The sequence below is a fragment of the Microbacterium sp. 20-116 genome, assembly GCF_041079415.1.
In the GTDB taxonomy this organism is placed as follows: domain Bacteria; phylum Actinomycetota; class Actinomycetes; order Actinomycetales; family Microbacteriaceae; genus Microbacterium.
The window spans coordinates 15,142-34,575 of record NZ_JBFYGP010000001.1 but is presented as its reverse complement, the minus strand read 5'-3'; the positions used below and the strand labels follow the sequence as shown (position 1 = coordinate 34,575).

The following is a 19,434-nucleotide window of genomic DNA, read 5'->3' as shown; positions in this document are numbered from 1 at the left end:
CTCGTGGGGGGCATCCTTGACCACTCGACGGGGCTCGATCCGCAAGGGTCGATCAGCGACGAGCGGCCGACGCAGCAGGGAGCGTTCGGATGCCATTTTTCGGTCGAGACCGAGAAAAGCAGGTCACAGACAAAGACGTCGCGGCGCACAACGGCTCGGCGAGATTGTTGTTCGGAGAGCCCGGAATCGGCAAGACGCGCCTCGCGTGGGCTATCGCCGAGCGGCACGAGACGGTCGTCGTGTCGGCGAGCCCGAGTGAGCGCATGTGGCCGTACTCGGGGCTGTCGGCCGCTGCCGCGGCTCTCGGCGGCGCACGGGGAGCCGCCATCGACGGTCTGCTGGCTCGAGGTCGCGACTGGCCGGAGCACCTGTTCGCCGAGGAGCTGAACCGGACTCTGCATCTGGTCCACGACGAACCCGCCGTCCTCGTCATCGACGACCTCGATGAGATGGACAATGCGAGCATCGTCGTGCTGTCCTTCGTGTTCGCCCGCCTGCACGGGACGGGACTCACCGTCCTCGCCACCGCCCGCGAGTCCGGCGGCCGCCACGACTTCACGGGTATGGCGCATACGCGGATCCGGCGGCTGTCGTTCGACGAGTCCGTCGACCTCGCCCGGTCGGTCCTCGGATCGAGCACCGCCGCGGCCGTCCTCTACACGATCGCGGAGTTCACGGCGGGCCACCCGGGCACGATCGTCCGTGTGCGGCTGACGCCTCGAGAGGCCGCCGGCGACCAGCCCCTTCCCCTCCCCCTGCGCCTGGCAGACGACCGCGCACGTCGTCGCAGGGAAGGGCGTACCGCCGATGACCCGCGAGTGACCTCGCTGCTCGATCTGCTGGCGGTCGGCCCCGTCTTCAGCTATGACAGGTTGGAACTCGTCGCCGAGGAGCGCGGCGTCGACCTCGAGGCGCTCATCGACGACGGTCTCGTCTCGGTGCACGACGAGCTGGCCCGCATCGGCGACCCTGCCCGCCGGCTGAGCCACCACGCGGCGCTGTCGACGGAAGAACGTCGTCGACTCCATGTCCGAGCGGCGCAGGAGCACGAGAGCGCACACCCGGCCACCTACCTGTGGCACACCAGCTTCATCCAGCCCGAGGCGGACCGCGAGGGACTGCTCGTCGCGGCCGTCGAGCTCGCCCGCGGCGGCGATCACCCCGAGGCGATCGAGTTCGCGGAGAGAGCGCTGGCCGGCGCGATCTCTCCCGAGGTGCGCTGCCGCCACCTCATCGACCTCGGCGAGGCCTTGGTGCTGCACGGTCAAGACGTGCAGGGGCGGCACTACCTGAACCGAGCCGGGCACGCGGCCCAGCCGGATCTTCGCGCTCGGGCGGCTCTCGCTCGGCTTCGCGCCACGGCGGCGATCGAGCACATGATCGACGAGGCCGCTATCGCCGTCGCGGTCGATGCCGACGACGGCCGCACCGCCGAGCACGTCCTGTGCGAAAGCGCCCTCCTGCATCTCTGGCACGGCGAACTCGAGCGAGCCCGGGAGCTGATCGCCACGGCGATCGAGCGCGGTGTCGCCACGACCGAGACCGCTCTGGTGGCGAGATTGCTGGAAGAGCTGGGGACCGACACCCTCTCGGACCTGACGATCGACACCGGCGTCGCCACGGCGTCGGCGGACGCCGAGCTGCCGATCGAGCTGGAGTTGCTTCAGTTGAGAGCCGGAGTCATGCGCGAGGAGTACGCCGCGGTGCGCCGCCGGATCCGAGGGCTGCTTGAGCGTACCCCCCGCTTGGCGCCGATCTGGCGCGACCACCTCTTGTGCCTGCTCGTCACGAACGAGGTTCGCGGAGGCGACCCCCTCGGAGCACACGAGGCCGTCGCCGCGTGGCGGCGGGAATGGGTCGACGGTCGCACCGTCGACGTCGCGACGATTCTCGTGCTGGCCTCGGCCGCGGCTCTCGACCCGCTCGACCCGCAGGCCGGCGCTCTGGTGCGGCAGGGACGCGAACTGTGCCGGAGAGCAGGGACCCCGACTCTTCTTCCGTGGTTCGCCGTGATCGAGGGGCAGACGGCCCTGGCAGAGGGCCGCTATGACGACGCCGTCGTATCGCTGCAAGCCGGGCGGGACGCGGTCGAAGCCGACGACCCGGCTCTGCTGCGCGCCGACGCCGACCTGATCGAGGCGCTCTGGCTCAGCGGACGGCCGGCGCAGGCCCAGCAGGAGCTGCACGGGCTCGAACGCGCGGCCCAACGTTCCCCGCGCCGCTGGACGACGCTGGCCCTCGCGCGGTCGCGAGCGATCTGCGCCTCGGATCGCGACGCCGTCGGTGCGTTCCGCGAGGCCGAGGCGATCTACCGCACCGACGATGCGCCGCTCGAGCGCCGCCGTCTCGCGCGCGCTCGCGAGCGCTGCGTCACCGTCCACGAACGCGTCCTCCTACGCCCCGTGCCCCGCGCCGAGACGCGCAATCGGTCCCTCACCGCCCAAGAGCGCGATGTCGTCGCTCTGGTCGAGAAGGGCCTGCGCAACCGCGAGATCGCGGCATCCCTCTTCCTCTCCCTCCGCACCGTCGAGCTGCGGCTCACCGGGATCTACCGCAAGCTCGGGGTCAGTTCGCGGGCCCACCTCATCGCCACGCTGCACAACGCCGCGAGCTGACGAGAGGGCAGCCGAACACTCACGGCCCCGCGCGAGGCGAGGAAACGCGGCTCGCGCGACGGGGTACGCGGCCCCTTCGACGACAGGGGAAGACGAGGGGGAACCCCGCGCCGCTCACGCCACAGATTGCCGGGCGGGCCGTATCGCGCGCCGATCGGGGCTGCGCCACCGGCCGTCCGAGGGACGCCCCAGGGCCGCCCCGAGTGCGCGCAAGCACTGCATCGCGTCCCAGACGCGCATGAGGGGGAACAGCAGCATCCACGCGCGGGGACGCACACGTGAGATCGCGCACGCGAACGCCGTCATCACGGCATCCACGACGAAAAATCCCAGCGCGATGGGCCCCACCGGGAACGCGGCCGACACCCATGCCGACACCTGCCCCGTCTCGCCCGAGAGCAGGGGGGCTGTCACCAGCGCCGCCGTTGTCACGAGCAGGACGGGCAGGATGGCTGTCAGCACGACGCTGGACACCACGGTCTCGAGCGCGAAGACGCCGACCGTCGCCGAGAAGAGCCCCGGCCGCACACCGTGGCGACGTACCGTCTGCCAGAACCCCAGGCTCCACCGCCGCACCTGAGCTGTGTAGTCGCGGAAGACGGCCGGATCCTGCGTCTCGGCGATCGCGCACTCGGGATGGAAGGCGATGCGTCCGAGCCGCTTCGCGTGCACCTCGAACGTCATGTTGAAGTCCTCGATCGACAGGCCCGGAGCGTCGATGTCGATACGGTCGAGCACGTCGGTGCGGTACAGACTCGCAAACCCCGGCACGATCGCCACGACGTCCGCGGCGCGGGCGGCTTGACCGAACTTGTGCAGGTACTGCGTGCAGACGTAGGTGCGCTCACGATAGGCCGTGAGGAAGCGTCCCATGCGGGTGGTCGGTGCGTCGGCTGCGGTCGTGGCGCACCCGGCCACGGCGACCACACCGTCATCGGTGAACAGGGGCAGAGCCGTCTGAAGGTAGTCCGGCCGGGGCCGGGAGTCGGCGTCGAGCAGCAGAAGGAGGGGGAAGCGCGACGGGATGCCGAATCGCTCGAGCCCCGCGCGGATGGCACCGGCCTTCCCACGGTTGGGCGTGAGGTCCCACGCGGTCGCCCCCTCGGTACGCGCGCGCTCCACCGTCGCATCGCTCGAACCGTCGGACACCACGAACACGTTGCGCGCGGGCACCAGGCGGCACGCGGCCGCGACGGCGTCGGCGATGACGAGCTCCTCGTTGTGCGCCGCGATCAACACGGCCACCTCGTCTCGGCGGTAGTACATCGACGGCGAGAGCAGGGCGTGCTCCTGCCGACCCTCGGCCAGCAGGCGGCAGATCGCGGCGAGCCCCCACACCAGGGTCGACACGCCGATCGTGCACACGGCGACGATGGCGACGGCGGCGGGGGTCATGGCACTCCTCTTCGGGTGAGGCGTTCGTGCCGACGGTACGCCGTGCCGAGACCGAGGACGACCGCAACCGCCCGCACAGCGACGTGCGGTTTCCCGCACTCCGCGGTGCGGTCGGCGGCAACCCGCATGATGCGGCCGGCGATCTTGACCGTCGCCGGAGCCGCGCCCCAGTGTGATTCCCGGAGCAGCGTCGATACCCGACGGACGCCGTCCCATCACCCGAATTCCTCCGAGGGGGCGCCTCATCTCCCCCGAGCCGTCCCCTCGGACCCTGCCTTGGAGGATGAACATGTCCACTCTCGACATCCGGGCCGACGTGGTCACCACGCCGCCGCCCTCTGCTCCCATCCCGACGCGGACGTTCGACTTCGACGTCGCCATCGTGGGGCTGGGATACGTGGGGCTCCCGACGGCGCTCGCCTACCACGCCAGCGGCTCCCGAGTGATCGCCCTCGATGTCTCCACCCAGCGCCTGCGCACCATCGCCGCTCGAGGCGCCGACCTGATCGGACCCGATCGGGAACGTCTCGAGACGGCCCTGCGCGCACCCGCCGGATTCCGGCTCACCAGCGACCCCTCGGAGCTCAGTCGCGCCGCCGCGATCGTCGTGTGCGTGCCGACGCCCGTGGATCATCAGCAGGTACCGGATCTCACCGCGCTCCGGGCGGCGTGCGCCACCGTCGTCGCCGCCGTCCGGCCCGGGCAGCTCGTCATGCTCACCTCGACCACCTACGTCGGGTGCACACACGATCTGGTCGAGATGCCGCTTCGGGAGCGTGGGATGCAGGTCGGCCGCGACGTGTTCGTGACCTTCAGCGCCGAGCGCATCGACCCCGGCAACATCGGGTTCGCCCAAGAGATCGTCCCCCGCGTCGTCGGTGGAGCCACCCCGCAATGCGAAGAGGAGGGCGCTCGGCTCCTCGCCCGTTACGCCGCGCGGGTGCACCGGGTGTCGAGCCTGGCCACCGCCGAGATGACGAAGCTGCTCGAGAACACCTTTCGCGCCGTCAACATCGCCCTGGCCAACGAATTCGCCGACATCTGCGGTGCTCTCGACGTGCGTATCACCGAGGTCATCGAGGCCGCGAGCACCAAGCCCTACGGATTCATGGCGTTCTACCCGGGCCCGGGGGTCGGGGGCCACTGCATCCCGTGCGACCCGCACTACCTGCTGTGGCAGCTCAAGGCCCTCCACGTCGACGCCGGCGTGATCACCGAGGCGATGACCCGCATCGCCGCCCGCCCCCTCCGGGTCGTCGACCGCATCCGCGACGTCCTGGGTCGCGCGGGCAAGGGAACCCTCGGCGCCCGCATCCTCATCGTCGGCGTCACCTACAAGCCCGACGTCGCCGATCTCCGCGAGTCTCCCGCCCTGGAGATCATCGACCACCTCATCGACGCCGGCGCAGAAGTGCAGTACGTCGACACGCACGCACCGCACATCCACCTCGACTCGGGGCGGGAACGCGACTCGCTCGCCGACCCCGCGGACTTCCATCCCGACGTCGTGCTCGTGCACACGCGCCACCATGACAGCGACCTCGGCTGGCTCGACGGCGAAGCCGTGGTCGTCGACGGCACCTACCGCAGCGCCGACATCGCGGGGCGGGTGCTCCTGTGAGCGGCGTGCCGGTCTATCCGGGCTCCGCGCACTCGCACACGCGCACGCTGGTCACCGGCGGCGCCGGCTTCATCGGGAGCCACCTCGTCGAGCATCTGCTCGCTCTCGGCGACGAGGTCGTCGTCCTCGACGATCTCTCCACCGGCTCAGCCCGCAACCTCGCGGGCGTCGCCGACAACCCGCGCCTCGAGATGATCCACGGCTCGGTCCTCAACACCAAGACGGTGGGCTCGGCGATGCGGGGCTGCGACCGCGTGTTCCACCTGGCCGCGGCGGTGGGGGTCAAGCTCATCGTCGAGCAGCCGCTGAGGGGACTGCGCATCAACATCCACGGCACCGAGAACGTGCTGACCGCCGCCATCGAGCAGCAGGCCTCGGTGCTGATGGTGTCGACGAGCGAGGTGTACGGCAAGAACACCGCCGACCGCCTACGCGAGGACTCCGATCGCGTGCTCGGCGACCCGCTGCTCTCACGCTGGACGTACGCCGGGGCGAAGGGGATCGACGAGGCGTTCGCGAAAGCGTACTGCGACCAGGAGGGCCTGGACGTCTCGATCGTGCGCCTGTTCAACACCGTCGGCCCCCGCCAGACCGGACGCTACGGCATGGTGCTGCCGAATCTCGTGGGCCAAGCCCTGCGCGGCCAGCCGCTCACCGTCTTCGGCGACGGGCAGCAGACGCGATGCTTCTCGGCGGTCGAAGACGTGGTTCCCGCGATGGTCGCCATCGAGAGAGATCCGCGCGCCCGCGGCCAGGCCTACAACCTCGGCGGCGCTCGCGAGATCTCGATCTCGGCGCTGGCGGAGGAGATCATCCGCACCCTGGACAGTCGCAGCACGATCCAGCTGGTTCCCTACGAGCAGGCGTATGCGCCGGGGTTCGAGGACATGCGCCGCCGTGTGCCCGACAACACCAAAGCGCACGACCTCGTGGGCTACGAGCCGCAGACCTCGCTGACCTCGACCATCATGCGCGTCGCCGCCGATCTGCTCTCGCGCGAACGACTCGGTTCGGATGCCATGCCGTTGGCCGGTGCCGGCTCCTTTCGGGGGGTTCTCTGATGTGCGGGATCACCGCCTACCGCGGACCATCCTCAGCCGCATCGTGCGCGCGAAGCGCCCTCGAACGCCTGGAGTATCGGGGCTACGATTCCGCGGGCATCGCCGCCCGGCACTTCGATGGCACGACGCTGCACGTGCGCACGCTCGACGGCGTGGCCTCCCTGACCGACGCGGTGCATTCGGATGAGTCGGGGACGGATGCCACGACCGCGGCGATCGGCCATACGCGCTGGGCCACGCACGGGGAGGTGAGCCGACGCAATGCCCATCCGATCGAGGACTGCAGCGGCCGGCTCTTCGTGGTGCACAACGGGATCATCGACAACGCCGATCTGCTGCGCGCGCATCTCGTCGCCGGCGGACACCGCTTCGCCACCGACGTGGACACCGAGGTGATCGTGCACCTCGTCGAGCAGGCCCTGCGCCCGGGGGTAGGTCTCGGTGACGCCCTCGCCGACGCGGCCCGGCACCTCGCGGGGTCCTGGGCTGTCGTCGCCCTCGACGCGCGCACGGGAGCCCTCGCGGGCACCGCGCACGGCTCTCCCCTCATCTTCGCAGAGGGTGAGGAGGGAGTGTACTTCGCGAGCGACGTCGGCGCGATCACACCCGTGGTGGAGGCGTTCCGCGTGCTGGAGGACGACGACGTCGTCGAGGTCGATGCCGAGGGGATGCGCTGGCACCGTTCCGGCGGCAGCTGCCGTCCGCGGGGGCTGTGGCCGGTGCCCCAGACGGCCTATCTCGCCAGCAAGGGGCGCCACCGCGACCACATGGGCAACGAGATAGACGAGCAGCCCGCTGTGGCTCGCCGGGTGCTGGAGGTGCTCACCCCGGGTATCGCCGACGGGCTGCTCTGGCGCGGGATGGGCCTGGCCCCGCTCGACGAGATCGACCGCGTCACCGTCCTCGGTTGCGGGACCTCGCTGCACGCGGGGCGGGCCGTCGCGCAGGTCTTCTCGCGTCTGGGCGGTCTTCCCACCCGGACCCTCGTCGCGAGCGAGGCGGCGCACGAGGTCTGGGAGCCGCGGACCCTCGTAATCGCGCTCAGTCAGTCCGGGGAGACGGCCGACGTGTTGAGGGCCCTCGACGGGCTGCCCGAGGGTGTCGCCACGGTGCTGGCACTGACGAACAATCCCTCCTCGACGCTCGCGCGACGCGCCGACGCCACACTGGACTGCCTCGCCGGCCCCGAGATCGGCGTTGCGGCGACGAAGACCTTCATCGCGCAGGTGCTCACGGGGGCCTGCCTCGCCCTATCGGGGCTCTCCGTGTCGGCGCGAACCGACGCGATCGCGTTCGAGAGCGACCTGCGGGCGATGGCCGCGACCCCCGACGCGCTCTCGGCGGCGCTGGACACCTGGCGGGAGCCGGCCGCGAAGATGGCCGGCGAGTTGGTCGACGCGCCCGGCTTCCTCTTCCTGGGGAGGGGCTCCGGCCTCGTCTATGCGGCCGAGGGCGCCCTCAAGCTCAAGGAGCTGTCGTATCGCTGGGCCGAGCACCAACCGGCGGGAGAGCTCAAACATGGCCCTCTCGCCCTGGTGGACACCGGCACCCCCGTGTTCGTCGTCGACAACGGCGATCCTCGACTCGACGTCGACATCGCCGAGATCCTCGCCCGCGGGGGGCGCGTGCTGCGCGTCGGTGAGAGGGTGCTGAACGTCGGCGGTCTGCCCATGCACCTGCCGCGGACCGGTCCCTCGTGGGGGCCGCTCGAAACGGTGGTACCCCTGCAGATGTTCGCGCGAGAGCTCGCGCTGCGGCTGCGTCGCGACGTCGACAAGCCGCGCAATCTCGCCAAGTCGGTGACGGTCTCATGACCGATCGCGCCCCCGACGAACGCGCGTCCGACGACGCCCCGGTGCGTCGACGGACGGCCCCTCTCACCCGAAAGGACTCCCCCATGATCCAACGACACGCCGCCCCCGAGCGGCGACGGATTCGGGCCCTGGCGGTGCTCGCCGCCGTCGCCGTGGGAACGGGCGGGCTCATCGCCACCTCGCCCCCGGCATCGGCGCCGGCGCAGGCCGCGACCCGGACGATCGTCAGCCTCACTTTCGACGACGCCAACTCCGACCAGCTCAATGCTCTCCCCTCCCTGCAGGCCAACGGCATGAAGGGGACGTTCTACGTCAACTCCGGCTTCATCGGCGCCGCGGGGCACATGACCCGAACCGATCTGACGAACCTGAAGAATGCGGGCCATGAGCTCGGCGGCCACACCGTCAACCACCCCGACCTCGCGCAGGTGAGCATCGACGAGGCCACCCGGCAGATCTGCACCGACCGCAAGAACCTCACGTCGTGGGGGTTCGCGGTCCGCAGCTTCGCGTACCCGTTCGCATCCGCTGACGCCGCGGTCGAGAAGGCGGTGGCCAACTGCGGATACAACAGCGCACGACTTCTCGGCGACATCCGCAGCCGCTTCGGGTGCCCCGAATGCGCCTACGCGGAGTCCACCCGACCCGCCGACAAGTACGCACTGAAAGCCCTCGATCAAGTCGACGCCACCTGGACGCTCGACGATCTCAAGGCCGGGGTCACCAACGCCGAGAAGAACGGCGGTGGTTGGGTGCCGTACACCTTCCACGACATCTGCGACGACGCCTGCAGCGACCTCGCGGTGACCACGTCGCTCTTCGGACAGTTCACCGCGTGGCTGAAGACCCGCCAGTCGGCCGGCACGGTGGTCAAGACCGTCGGCGAGGTCATCGGCGGCGCCACCAAGCCGGTGGTCGACGGCCCGTCGGTGCCCGCGGTGACAGGGTCCGCCAACGGCATCGTCAACCCGAGCATGGAGACCGGTGCCCCCGACTGCTGGATGAGGGGCGGATACGGCGACAACTCACCCGCCTTCAGCACGGGGTCTCCCGCCCATACGGGCAACATCTCGAGCGCTATCGCGATGTCGAACTACGTCGACGGAGACGCCAAGTTGCTGCCGCAGTTCGACCTCGGGCAGTGCTCCCCCACCGTGACGCCCGGCACGTCGTACACGCTTCGCGAGTGGTATCAGTCGAGCGGAGTGACGCAGTTCGCCGTCTATCTCCGTTCCACGAGCGGCTCGTGGTCGTACTGGACCTCCAGCCCCTGGTTCGGCTCGGCGTCGGACTGGACGCAGGCCGACTGGACGACCGCGGCCATCCCGGCCGGGTACAACGGCATCAGCTTCGCGCTGACGATCTTCGGCAACGGCACCCTCCGAGCCGACGACCTGCAGCTCTACGACAGCGCCGGTGCCCCGCCCCTGACTCCCGCCACCGTGACCGCTCCCTCGTTCGCCCCGATGACCGCGACACCCCCTCAGGGACCGGTGGAGAAGGTCCACCCCACCGAAAGCGACATCAGCGAGTGACGCGAGCGTTGCGGCCGACGGCGGCGATCACCCTCGTGGTGGTTGCCGCCGTCGGCCTGTCGGCGTGCGCCCCGCACGCGGCTCCTCGCCCCGACACGGGGTATCCGTGGCACACCGACGTCGTCGCCACCACGTTCTGGGTCGGCGAGGTGTTCGATCCGAACACCTCCGACGGCACTCAGCGCATCTCGACCTACGACTCCGACTGGCTGGGCTCGTACGGCGGCTGCGACGGGATCGTCGTCGGCGACGACTGCCGGACCGAGCCCCGCACCCCCGGATCGGGCTACTTCCCCACCGCGATGACACCCCGCGAGAACCCGTTCTACCTCGATCTTCCCTTCGATGACGTCAATGACGACACGGCCTTCGCCACGCGGGGAGAGGTCATCCCCTGGGCGAGCGAGCCCGCCTACGCGGCCGTCGTCGACGAGCGCTCCGCGAGCCTCATGAAGAACCGCTGGGTCGTCCTCCGCAAAGACGGACGCATCTGCTACGGCCAGATCGAAGACGCCGGCCCCGGCGAGTACCACGACGCCGCGTACGTCTTCGGCTCCGACGACCAGCGCCCCGCCAACGCGCGCTACAACGGCGCCGGGCTCGACGTATCCCCGGCTCTCAACGGCTGCCTGGGCTTCAGCGACCTGAACGGCCAAGACGACCGCGTCGACTGGTCCTTCGTCGACGAGGAGAACGTCCCCTCCGGCCCCTGGACGACGATCGTGACGGACTCCCCCGTCCGCTGAGCGGACCGCGCACATGCAGAAGGGCCGGATGCCATGGCATCCGGCCCTCGTGCCGTGCGCGCTCGGGGACTTACTGTCCGCGACGCTCGCGCAGCTGCTGCAGCGCGTCGTCGAGCAGCGAGGCGGCTTCTTCGTCGCTGCGGCGCTCCTTCACGTACGCGAGGTGCGTCTTGTAGGGCTCCGCCTTGGCCAGGGCCGGCGGGTTGGCCTTGTCGCGACCGGCGGGAAGACCGGAGTGCGGGGAGTCGATGGTCTCGGGGATCTCGTCGTCGGGAATACCCGCGGCGAAGTAGCGCACCGTCTCGTTGCCGAGCGCATCCCAATACGACACGGCGACGCGGTCGGCGTGGAAGCCGTGATCCTGTTCGCCCATGGGGCCCGCGCCGACACGCGAGCCGCGGATGGCATTGCCTCCAGTGGCCATGATCAGATCTCCGCGAACTTGGTCAGCAGACCGAGACCGACGATGGTGACGAACCACACCAGCGCGAGCACGATCGTGAAACGGTTGAGGTTGCGCTCGGCCAGGCCCGACGAACCGAGGGCGGAACTCATCCCGCCGCCGAACATGTCGGACAGACCGCCGCCGCGACCCTTGTGGAGCAGGATGAGCAGGGTCAACAGGAGGCTGGTGATACCCAGGAGCACCTGCAGGACGAACTCGAGAATCTGCACAGTCGAAAGCCTTTCGTAGCGATCGGTTCGACCGCACAAGCGTCAAGTATACGGGGACGCGTCCCAGACGCACGGATGCCCGCGGCGTAACGCCGCGGGCATCCGGTCAGCGTCAGACGCCGACGTGCTTCTGGAACCGGACGATGGCGGCGAACTCATCGACGACGAGGCTCGCACCGCCCACCAGGGCGCCGTCCACGTCGGGCTCGCGCATGAAGCCGGCGATGTTGCCGGACTTCACCGAGCCGCCGTACAGCACACGGGTGCGAGCGGCCGCATCGGCGCCGAGCTTGTCGGCCACGACCGCGCGGAGCTTGGCGCAGACCTCCTGGGCCTGGTCGGGCGTCGCCGCCTGACCGGAGCCGATGGCCCACACCGGCTCGTACGCCACGACGATGTCGGCATCCGCCGCGACACCTTCGAGGGCGACCTCGAGCTGACCGACGGGAACGGCGCTCGCGCCGAACTTCTCGAGGTCCTCCGAGGTCTCACCGACGCAGATCACCGGAGCGAGGCCGTGGCGGAGGGCCGCCTGGGTCTTCGCTGCGACGACCTCGTCGGTCTCGTTGTGGAACTGACGACGCTCGGAGTGCCCGATGATCACGTACTTCGCGTCGAGCTTGGCCAGGAACTGGCCCGAGATCTCGCCCGTGTACGCACCGGAGTCATGCGCGGACAGGTCCTGACCGCCGAGGGCGAAGTCGATCTTGTCGGCGTCGAGCAACGTCTGCACGGTGCGCAGGTCAGTGAACGGCGGGAAGACCGCGACCTCGACGCTTCCGGTCTCGTGCTTGGCCTCCTTCAGCGTCCAATGCAGCTTCTGGACGAACGCGACCGCCTGCAGGTGGTCGAGGTTCATCTTCCAGTTGCCGGCGATGAGAGGGGTTCTGGTCACTGCCATCCGAGGACCTCCAGTCCGGGGAGCTTCTTGCCTTCGAGGAATTCCAGGCTCGCGCCGCCACCGGTGGAGATGTGGCCGAAGGCGTCGTCCGTGAAACCGAGCTGACGCACGGCCGCGGCGGAGTCGCCGCCGCCGACGACGCTGAGGCCGTCGACCTCGGTGAGCGCCTGGGCGACGGTCTTCGTTCCGGCTTCGAACGCCTTCATCTCGAACACGCCCATCGGGCCGTTCCAGAAGACGGTGCGCGAGCCGCGGATGGCGTCGGCAAAGATCTCCGCCGTGCGGGGCCCGATGTCGAGACCGAGCCCCGAGGCACCGAAAGCGGTGTTCTCGAGGGAGTCGGCGTCGGCGACCACGTGTTCGGCATCCGCCGAGAAGGACGCGGCGACGACCGCGTCGACGGGGAGCACGATCTCGACGCCGCGCTCCTTCGCCGTGGCGAGGTAGCCCTTGACGGTGTCGATCTGGTCCTTCTCGAGCAGGCTCGAGCCGACCTTGTGGCCCTCGGCGACGAGGAAAGTGAACATCATGCCGCCGCCGACGAGGAGCTTGTCCACGCGAGGGAGCAGGTGCTCGATCACGCCGAGCTTGTCGCTGACCTTCGAGCCGCCGAGCACGACCGTGTAGGGACGCTCCGGGTTCTCGGTGAGACGGTCGAGGACCTCGAGCTCCTTCTGGATCAGAAGGCCCGCGGCGGAGGGCACCAGCTGGGCGAGGTCGTAGACGCTCGCCTGCTTGCGATGCACGACACCGAAACCGTCCGACACGAGAGCGTCGCCGAGACGGGCGAGCTCCCGCGCGAAGGCCTGGCGCTCGGCCTCGTCCTTGGAGGTCTCGCCGGCGTTGAAGCGGAGGTTCTCGATGACGGCGACCTCGCCGTTCTCCAGCGAGGAGACGGCATCCTGAGCGGATTCACCCACCGTGTCGCGCGCGAACGCGACCGGCTGACCGAGCAGCTCGGACAGACGCTGCGCGACGGGCTCCAGAGAGAACTTCGGATCGGGTGCCCCGTCGGGGCGGCCGAGGTGCGAGCACACGACCACACGCGCGCCGGCGTTGATCAGTGCGTTGAGGGTCGGCAGCGACGCGCGCACGCGGCCATCGTCCGTGATGATCCCGTCCTTGAGAGGAGCGTTGAGATCACAACGGACGATGACGCGCGTGCCGGCCAGCGACCCCAGCGAATCGAGGGTGCGCAGAGCCATGAAGGGTTACAGGCGCTCGGCGACGTACTCGGTCAGGTCGACGAGACGGTTGGAGTAGCCCCACTCGTTGTCGTACCACGACGAGACCTTGACGAGGTTGCCGCTGACGTTGGTCAGCTCCGCGTCGAAGATCGAGGAGTGCGGGTTGCCCTGGATGTCGCTCGAGACGATCGGGTCTTCGGTGTACTGGAGGATGCCGTTCAGGCGACCCTCGGCAGCAGCCTTCTTGTAGACCTCGTTGACCTGGTCGACCGTCAGACCCTCGGTGGGCGTGACGATCGTGAGGTCGACGATCGAACCGGTGGGAACCGGAACGCGGTACGACGAGCCGCTGAGCTTGCCGTTCAGCTCGGGCAGGACCAGGCCGATGGCCTTGGCGGCACCGGTCGAGGCGGGGACGATGTTGATGGCCGCGCCGCGTGCACGACGAAGGTCGCTGTGCGGGCCGTCCTGCAGGTTCTGGTCGGCCGTGTAGGCGTGAGCGGTCATCATGAAACCGCGCTCGATACCGAAGGCCTCGTTGAACACCTGGGCGAGGGGCGCCAGGCAGTTCGTGGTGCACGACGCGTTCGAGATGATGACGTCGGTCTCGGGGTTGTAGGTCTCTTCGTTGACGCCCATGACGATGGTCGCGTCGTCGCCCGTTGCGGGAGCCGAGATGAGAACCTTCTTGGCACCGCCGGTGATGTGCTTCTTGGCGTCTTCGGCCTTGGTGAAGCGACCGGTGGACTCGATGACGATGTCGACGCCGAGCTCGCCCCAGGGGAGGTTGGCGGGGTCGCGCTCTTCGAAGACCTTGATGGTCTTGTCTCCGACGGTGATGGAGTCTGCGGTGTACGAGACGTCCTCGGTCAGCACGCCGCCGACGGAGTCGTACTTGAGGAGGTGCGCCAGCGACTTGTTGTCGGTGAGGTCGTTCACCGCCACGATTTCGAGGTCGGCACCCTGCGCGAGAGCCGCGCGGAGGTAGTTGCGTCCGATACGGCCGAAGCCGTTGATTCCGATCTTGACGGTCACGGAATATCTCCTGAATCAGTTGTGCGCGATAGGCGCGTGATTGCGGTGTTCGCTGGCGGACAACGGCGTCCCGGTGGGGTGTCCCACCGGGACGCCACACCGTTTACGACAGTACCAGCAGACCCGCGGTCTTCTCTCGGGCAGCAGCGAAGCGCTTCTGAGCGTCGTCCCAATTGGCGATGTTCCAGAAGGCCTTCACGTAGTCCGCGCGGACGTTCTTGTAGTCGAGGTAGTAGGCGTGCTCCCAGACGTCGAGCAGGAGGATCGGAACGGTCCCCGCCACGATCTGGCCCTGCTGGTCGAAGAACTGCTGGATGACGAGGTTCTCACCGATCGAGTCCCAGAACAGACCCGCCCAGCCCGAGCCCTGCACACCGAGGGCCGCAGCGGTGAACTGCGCGCGGAACGCGTCGAACGAACCGAACTGGTCGTCGATCGCGGATTCGAGGTCGCCGGTGGGCTTGTCGCCCCCGTTGGGCGAGAGGTTGGTCCAGAAGATCGAGTGGTTCGTGTGACCGCCGAGGTTGAAGGCGAGGTCCTTCTGCAGGCGGTTGATGTTGGCGAAATCGCCCTTCTCGCGCGCTTCGGCGAGGAGGTCGAGAGTGGTGTTGGCGCCGTTGACGTAGGTCTGGTGGTGCTTGCTGTGGTGCAGCTCCATGATGGTCGCACTGATGTGCGGCTCCAGCGCCGAGTAGTCGTAGGGCAGTTCGGGCAGCGTGTACTTCGCCATGATCTCAACTTCCGAATCGGGCGCCGCCGAGACCTCTGCGCCGAAACGACGTGCCGAGGAACCGAGCAGCGAGGGTGACGATTTCATCCTACTGAGGGGTAACCACGGCGCACCGGGGTTGCTTCCCCGAATGACGGAAGATAGGCGCCCGGGCGCGTCGGACGACGCTGTTCGGGATGCCGGTGACCCGCGCATCGCGGCCGACGCGAAGGAACCGGTCGCCTGCGACAGCGCTCTGCGGGCTCAGCCCTCGGCGCCGACCGGCACAGCGGCTTCGGTGCCGGGAATGCCCTCGACCTCGGCCTTCTTGTCAGCCATCGCGAGAAGGCGGCGGATGCGGCCGGCGACGGCGTCCTTGGTGAGGGGCGGATCGGCGTGGTGGCCGAGCTCGTCGAGGCTCGCGTCCCGGTGGGCGAGACGCAGCTCACCCGCCTGCTGCAGATGAGCCGGCACCTCGTCGCCGAGGATCTCGAGCGCGCGCTCCACACGGGCGCACGCGGCGACGGCAGCCTGCGCCGAGCGGCGGAGATTAGCGTCGTCGAAGTTCACGAGGCGGTTGACGCCCGCGCGCACCTCGCGGCGCTGACGCATCTGATCCCACTCCCCTGCGGTGCGACGAGCGCCCATCTCGTAGAGGGCTCCGCGGATCGCTTCGCCGTCGCGCACGACGACGCGCGGGACACCTCGAACCTCGCGGGCCTTGGCGGGGATGCCGATGCGGTGGCCCGCGCCCACGAGGGCCATGGCCGCCTCGGACGAGGGGCACGAGATCTCGAGGGCCGCTGATCGGCCCGGGTCGCTGAGGGAACCAGCCGCGAGGAAGGCCCCGCGCCAGATGGCGCTGAGATCGGGTCGCGAGCCGGTGGTGAGCTTGTTCGGCAGCCCGCGCACCGGGCGACGACGCTGGTCGAGGAGACCGGTCTGACGGGCCAGGGTCTCACCGGCCTCGATCACACGCACGGCGTAGAGGCCGCCCGCGCGTCCTCCCGAGCCCTGCACGTGGTGCAGCTCGGGGCGCACGCCGTAGAGCTCCATGAGGTCCCGGGCCACGCGACGCGCGAGGATGTCGGAGTCGAGCTCGGCCTCCACCGCGACGCGGTTGGCGATGGAGTGCAAGCCACCGGAGAAGCGCAGGAGGGCCGTCAGCTCGGCGACGCGCGCGGTCGGGCGCGGGTCGCGAACGGTGATGAGTTCGGCCTTCACGTCGGCGGTCAGCGGCACGGTTCTCCTCGGGTGGGGCGGCGGGGACGACGGTACAGCCTACTCGCGACCGAGGTCGCGGTGAGCCACGCGGACGGCCACCCCGGGCACATCGGACAGACGTGCAGCCAACTCACGGGCCATCACCACCGAACGGTGTTTACCGCCCGTGCAGCCCACCGCCACGACGGAATGCCGCTTGTTCTCGCGCTGATACCCCTCCATCACGGGGCGCAGCGCCGCCGCGTAGGCGTCGAGGAACTCCGATGCGCCCTCTTGAGCCAGCACGTATTCCCGCACGCGGGGGTCTTCGCCGGTGAGGGCTCTCAGGTCGTCGTTCCAGAACGGATTCGGCAGGAACCGCATGTCGGCCACGAGATCGACGTCGGGCGGCAGACCGTACTTGAAGCCGAAGCTCATGAGCGTGACGGTGTGCCGCGCTGCTCCCTCGTCGCCGAAGAGCGACACCGTCCGCAGGGACAGTTGGTGCACGTTCAACGCCGAGGTGTCGATCACGACGTCGGCCGCCTCGCGCACGGGGGCCAGTCGCTCGCGCTCGCGATGGATCCCATCGAGGATCGTGCCGTCATGCTGCAGAGGGTGCGGTCGGCGCACGGCTTCGAACCGCCTCACGAGCGCCGCGTCACTGGCATCCAGGAACACCACCCGCACCTGACGGTTCGCCTGCAGGGTCCGCATCGCCTCGGGCAGGTCGCTGAAGAGCGACCGGCCGCGCACATCCACCACCACTGCCACCCGCGGAACGGCTCCGCCGGCGAGCTCGGTGAGCTCGAGCAGAGGGCGCAGCATGCGCGGCGGGAGGTTGTCGACCACGTACCAGTCGAGGTCTTCGAGGGCGTTGGCGACCGTGGATCGCCCGGCACCCGACATGCCGGTGACGATCAGCACCTCTCCTGGCTCGTCGTTGCGTGCCGGTTCCATGGGCGATCGCCTCCCGTCGTGTGGTCCCAGCCTACCCAGCAAGATGCGCGTGGATGGCCGCGGCCAGGGTCGGGCCGATGCCCGGCAGCGCCGTGATCTCCTCCGCGGTGGCGTTCTTGAGCGCCGAGACCGAACCGAAGTGCCGCAGAAGCGCCTTGATGCGGGTGTCGCCGAGACCCGGCACCTCCGCGAGCACGCTCGTGATGTCTCGTTTCCGGCGCTTGCGCTGATGCACGATCGCGAACCGGTGGGCCTCGTCGCGCAGGCGCTGCAGCAGGTACAACGCCTCCGAGGTGCGAGGCAGGATGACCGGGTACTCCTCCCCCGGCAGCCAGACCTCCTCCAGACGCTTGGCGATGCCGCACAACGCGATCTCCTCGTGCCCCGCATCGGCGAGGGCACGCGCTGCGGCGGCGACCTGCGGCTGACCGCCGTCGACCACGAGCAGCTGGGGCCGGTAGGCGAAACGCGGACGCTTTCGCGCGGTCACGACCTCGCCGTCGGCCGTGGCCTCTTCGGAGTCAGGGGCGGCCACGATCGCGCCGTCGATCGTTTCGGGTTCGATCTCGTCGGGGCGGTCGAGGTACGCGAGGCGCCGGCTGAGCACCTGGTACATCGAGTCGGTGTCGTCCGTCGTCTCGGCGACGCCGAAGGAGCGGTACTGGTCCTTGCGTGGGAGACCGTCTTCGAAGACGACCATGGATGCCACGACGTTGGTGCCCGAGAGGTGGGAGATGTCGAAGCATTCGATGCGCAGCGGAGCCTCGGTCAGGCCGAGCGCTTCCTGGATATCGGTGAGAGCCTGCGACCGGGCGACGTAATCGCTGGTGCGGCGGGTCTTGTGGAGCATCAGCGCCTGTTGCGCGTTCAGGGTCGCCGTCTTGAGCAGATCGGCCTTGCGACCGCGTTGGGCGATCTGCAGGGTCACCGGTCGGCCGCGTCGCTCGCGCAGCCAGTCCTCGAGCTGCTCGGCGTCGTCGGGGAGCTCGGGGACGAGCACCTGGCGCGGGATGTCGCCGGCGTCGGCGTCTCCGTACGTTCGCTGGAGCACCTGGTCGACGAGATCGGCTCCGGAGATGTCGATCTCCTTCTCGATGGTCGTCGCGCGCACGCCGCGCACGCGTCCGCCGCGGACGACGAAGTGCTGCACGGTCGCGGCGAGTTCGTCTTCCGCGATGCCGAAGAGATCGGCATCCGTATCCGATGCGAGGACGAGCGCGCTCTTTCCGAGCACCGCGTCGATGGCCTGGAGGCGATCGCGGTAGTGCGCGGCGGATTCGTAGTCCATCGCGGCCGAGGCCTCTTTCATGCGGGCGGTGAGCTCGCGCGTGAAACGCTGATCGCCGCCGGACATGAACGCGATGAAGTCGTCGACGACGGCGCGGTGCTCTTCGATCGTCACCTTCATCGAGCACGGGCCGCCGCAACGACCGATCTGCCCCGGGAAACAGGGGCGACCGGATGCCATGGCTTTCTTGTACGAGGAGTCGCTGCACGTGCGGATCGGGAAGACCTTGATCATCAGGTCGATCGTGTCGTGCACGGCCCACACCTTCGGATACGGACCGAAGTACTTCGCCCCGCGGATCTTGTGGTTGCGCGTGACGATGACGCGCGGGGCCTCGTCGGCGAGGGTGATCGCCATGAACGGGTAGGACTTGTCGTCGCGATAGCGGACGTTGAAGGGCGGATCGAACTCCTTGATCCACATGAACTCCAGCTGCAAGGAGTCGATATCGCTCGGGACCACCGTCCACTCGACGCTCGCCGCCGTGGTCACCATGCGACGCGTGCGCTCGTGGAGCGAATGCAAGGGAGCGAAGTAGTTCGATAGTCGCGCGCGCAGGTTTTTCGCCTTGCCGACGTACAGCACGCGCCCCTCGGCATCCCGGAACCGGTAGACCCCCGGGTTGGTGGGGATCTCACCGGCTTTCGGGCGGTACGACAGGTGCGAGACCCGTTCTCTCGGGGCCACGC

The 19,434-nt window shown here is 69.1% G+C and carries 16 protein-coding genes; 6 read left to right on the top strand and 10 right to left on the bottom strand.

The window, feature by feature from the left end; genetic code table 11:
• Positions 1-89: 89 nt before the first annotated feature.
• Positions 90-2,615 carry a LuxR C-terminal-related transcriptional regulator gene (locus tag AB6V29_RS00140; protein WP_369356364.1) on the top strand — a complete coding sequence of 842 codons (2,526 nt, stop codon included), beginning with the start codon at positions 90-92 and terminating at the stop codon, positions 2,613-2,615.
• A gap of 114 nt (positions 2,616-2,729) precedes the next feature.
• Here AB6V29_RS00140 and AB6V29_RS00135 read toward each other — a convergent pair whose 3' ends face one another.
• Positions 2,730-4,010, bottom strand: a complete 1,281-nt coding sequence (locus AB6V29_RS00135) for a glycosyltransferase family 2 protein (RefSeq protein ID WP_369356363.1) — start codon at positions 4,008-4,010, stop codon at positions 2,730-2,732.
• A 289-nt stretch (positions 4,011-4,299) separates the two neighbouring features.
• Between AB6V29_RS00135 and AB6V29_RS00130 the strand changes: the two genes are divergently transcribed.
• The 5 genes from AB6V29_RS00130 to AB6V29_RS00110 all read left to right on the top strand — a co-directional run bounded on the left by AB6V29_RS00130 (position 4,300) and on the right by AB6V29_RS00110 (position 10,787).
• A complete protein-coding gene (locus tag AB6V29_RS00130; RefSeq protein WP_369356361.1) occupies positions 4,300-5,631 on the top strand; it encodes a nucleotide sugar dehydrogenase in 1,332 nt (443 codons plus the stop codon).
• Complete coding sequence (locus tag AB6V29_RS00125; RefSeq protein ID WP_369356359.1) at positions 5,628-6,692, top strand: NAD-dependent epimerase/dehydratase family protein; 1,065 nt, start codon at positions 5,628-5,630, stop codon at positions 6,690-6,692. The genes AB6V29_RS00130 and AB6V29_RS00125 overlap by 4 nt, the downstream gene beginning before the upstream one ends.
• Positions 6,692-8,506: a glutamine--fructose-6-phosphate transaminase (isomerizing) gene (gene glmS / locus AB6V29_RS00120; protein ID WP_369356357.1), complete on the top strand. Its 1,815-nt coding sequence runs from the start codon at positions 6,692-6,694 to the stop codon at positions 8,504-8,506. The genes AB6V29_RS00125 and glmS overlap by 1 nt, the downstream gene beginning before the upstream one ends.
• Positions 8,507-8,589: 83 nt before the next feature.
• Complete coding sequence (locus tag AB6V29_RS00115; protein WP_369356356.1) at positions 8,590-10,041, top strand: polysaccharide deacetylase family protein; 1,452 nt, start codon at positions 8,590-8,592, stop codon at positions 10,039-10,041.
• Between the two features lie 35 nt (positions 10,042-10,076).
• Positions 10,077-10,787: a hypothetical protein gene (locus AB6V29_RS00110; protein ID WP_369356355.1), complete on the top strand. Its 711-nt coding sequence runs from the start codon at positions 10,077-10,079 to the stop codon at positions 10,785-10,787.
• A 70-nt stretch (positions 10,788-10,857) separates the two neighbouring features.
• Here the strand turns inward: AB6V29_RS00110 and AB6V29_RS00105 are convergent, their stop codons facing one another.
• The 9 genes from AB6V29_RS00105 to uvrC all read right to left on the bottom strand — a co-directional run bounded on the left by AB6V29_RS00105 (position 10,858) and on the right by uvrC (position 19,432).
• On the bottom strand, positions 10,858-11,211 hold the full coding sequence (locus AB6V29_RS00105) for an RNA polymerase-binding protein RbpA (protein ID WP_055955187.1): 354 nt from the start codon (positions 11,209-11,211) through the stop codon (positions 10,858-10,860).
• Between the two features lie 2 nt (positions 11,212-11,213).
• Positions 11,214-11,462: a preprotein translocase subunit SecG gene (gene secG / locus AB6V29_RS00100; protein ID WP_056232190.1), complete on the bottom strand. Its 249-nt coding sequence runs from the start codon at positions 11,460-11,462 to the stop codon at positions 11,214-11,216.
• Positions 11,463-11,574: 112 nt separating this feature from the next.
• Positions 11,575-12,363: a triose-phosphate isomerase gene (gene tpiA, locus AB6V29_RS00095; RefSeq protein WP_210076656.1), complete on the bottom strand. Its 789-nt coding sequence runs from the start codon at positions 12,361-12,363 to the stop codon at positions 11,575-11,577.
• A complete protein-coding gene (gene pgk / locus AB6V29_RS00090) occupies positions 12,354-13,568 on the bottom strand; it encodes a phosphoglycerate kinase (RefSeq protein ID WP_369356352.1) in 1,215 nt (404 codons plus the stop codon). Before pgk ends, tpiA begins: the two co-directional genes overlap by 10 nt.
• Positions 13,569-13,574: 6 nt before the next feature.
• The gene (gene gap, locus AB6V29_RS00085) at positions 13,575-14,585 is read right to left on the bottom strand and encodes a type I glyceraldehyde-3-phosphate dehydrogenase (protein WP_094734144.1); all 1,011 of its coding nucleotides are present in this window, start codon (positions 14,583-14,585) and stop codon (positions 13,575-13,577) included.
• A 103-nt stretch (positions 14,586-14,688) separates the two neighbouring features.
• Positions 14,689-15,315, bottom strand: a complete 627-nt coding sequence (locus AB6V29_RS00080; protein ID WP_058233117.1) for a superoxide dismutase — start codon at positions 15,313-15,315, stop codon at positions 14,689-14,691.
• 243 nt (positions 15,316-15,558) lie between these two features.
• Positions 15,559-16,536 carry a DNA-binding protein WhiA gene (gene whiA / locus AB6V29_RS00075; RefSeq protein WP_267787470.1) on the bottom strand — a complete coding sequence of 326 codons (978 nt, stop codon included), beginning with the start codon at positions 16,534-16,536 and terminating at the stop codon, positions 15,559-15,561.
• 39 nt (positions 16,537-16,575) lie between these two features.
• Positions 16,576-17,457, bottom strand: coding sequence for an RNase adapter RapZ (rapZ, locus tag AB6V29_RS00070; protein WP_369356350.1), 882 nt, complete (start codon positions 17,455-17,457; stop codon positions 16,576-16,578).
• Between the two features lie 31 nt (positions 17,458-17,488).
• Positions 17,489-19,432: an excinuclease ABC subunit UvrC gene (uvrC, locus tag AB6V29_RS00065; protein WP_267787472.1), complete on the bottom strand. Its 1,944-nt coding sequence runs from the start codon at positions 19,430-19,432 to the stop codon at positions 17,489-17,491.
• Positions 19,433-19,434: the final 2 nt, after the last annotated feature.

Bases quoted from the DNA above. Each gene is read 5' to 3' on its own strand.
- pgk (WP_369356352.1), bottom strand. From the start codon at position 13,568: ATGGCTCTGCGCACCCTCGATTCGCTGGGGTCGCTGGCCGGCACGCGC.
- rapZ (WP_369356350.1), bottom strand. From the start codon at position 17,457: ATGGAACCGGCACGCAACGACGAGCCAGGAGAGGTGCTGATCGTCACC.
- AB6V29_RS00080 (WP_058233117.1), bottom strand. From the start codon at position 15,315: ATGGCGAAGTACACGCTGCCCGAACTGCCCTACGACTACTCGGCGCTG.
- tpiA (WP_210076656.1), bottom strand. From the start codon at position 12,363: ATGGCAGTGACCAGAACCCCTCTCATCGCCGGCAACTGGAAGATGAAC.
- AB6V29_RS00130 (WP_369356361.1), top strand. From the start codon at position 4,300: ATGTCCACTCTCGACATCCGGGCCGACGTGGTCACCACGCCGCCGCCC.
- AB6V29_RS00115 (WP_369356356.1), top strand. From the start codon at position 8,590: ATGATCCAACGACACGCCGCCCCCGAGCGGCGACGGATTCGGGCCCTG.
- AB6V29_RS00105 (WP_055955187.1), bottom strand. From the start codon at position 11,211: ATGGCCACTGGAGGCAATGCCATCCGCGGCTCGCGTGTCGGCGCGGGC.
- AB6V29_RS00140 (WP_369356364.1), top strand. From the start codon at position 90: ATGCCATTTTTCGGTCGAGACCGAGAAAAGCAGGTCACAGACAAAGAC.
- AB6V29_RS00135 (WP_369356363.1), bottom strand. From the start codon at position 4,010: ATGACCCCCGCCGCCGTCGCCATCGTCGCCGTGTGCACGATCGGCGTG.
- glmS (WP_369356357.1), top strand. From the start codon at position 6,692: ATGTGCGGGATCACCGCCTACCGCGGACCATCCTCAGCCGCATCGTGC.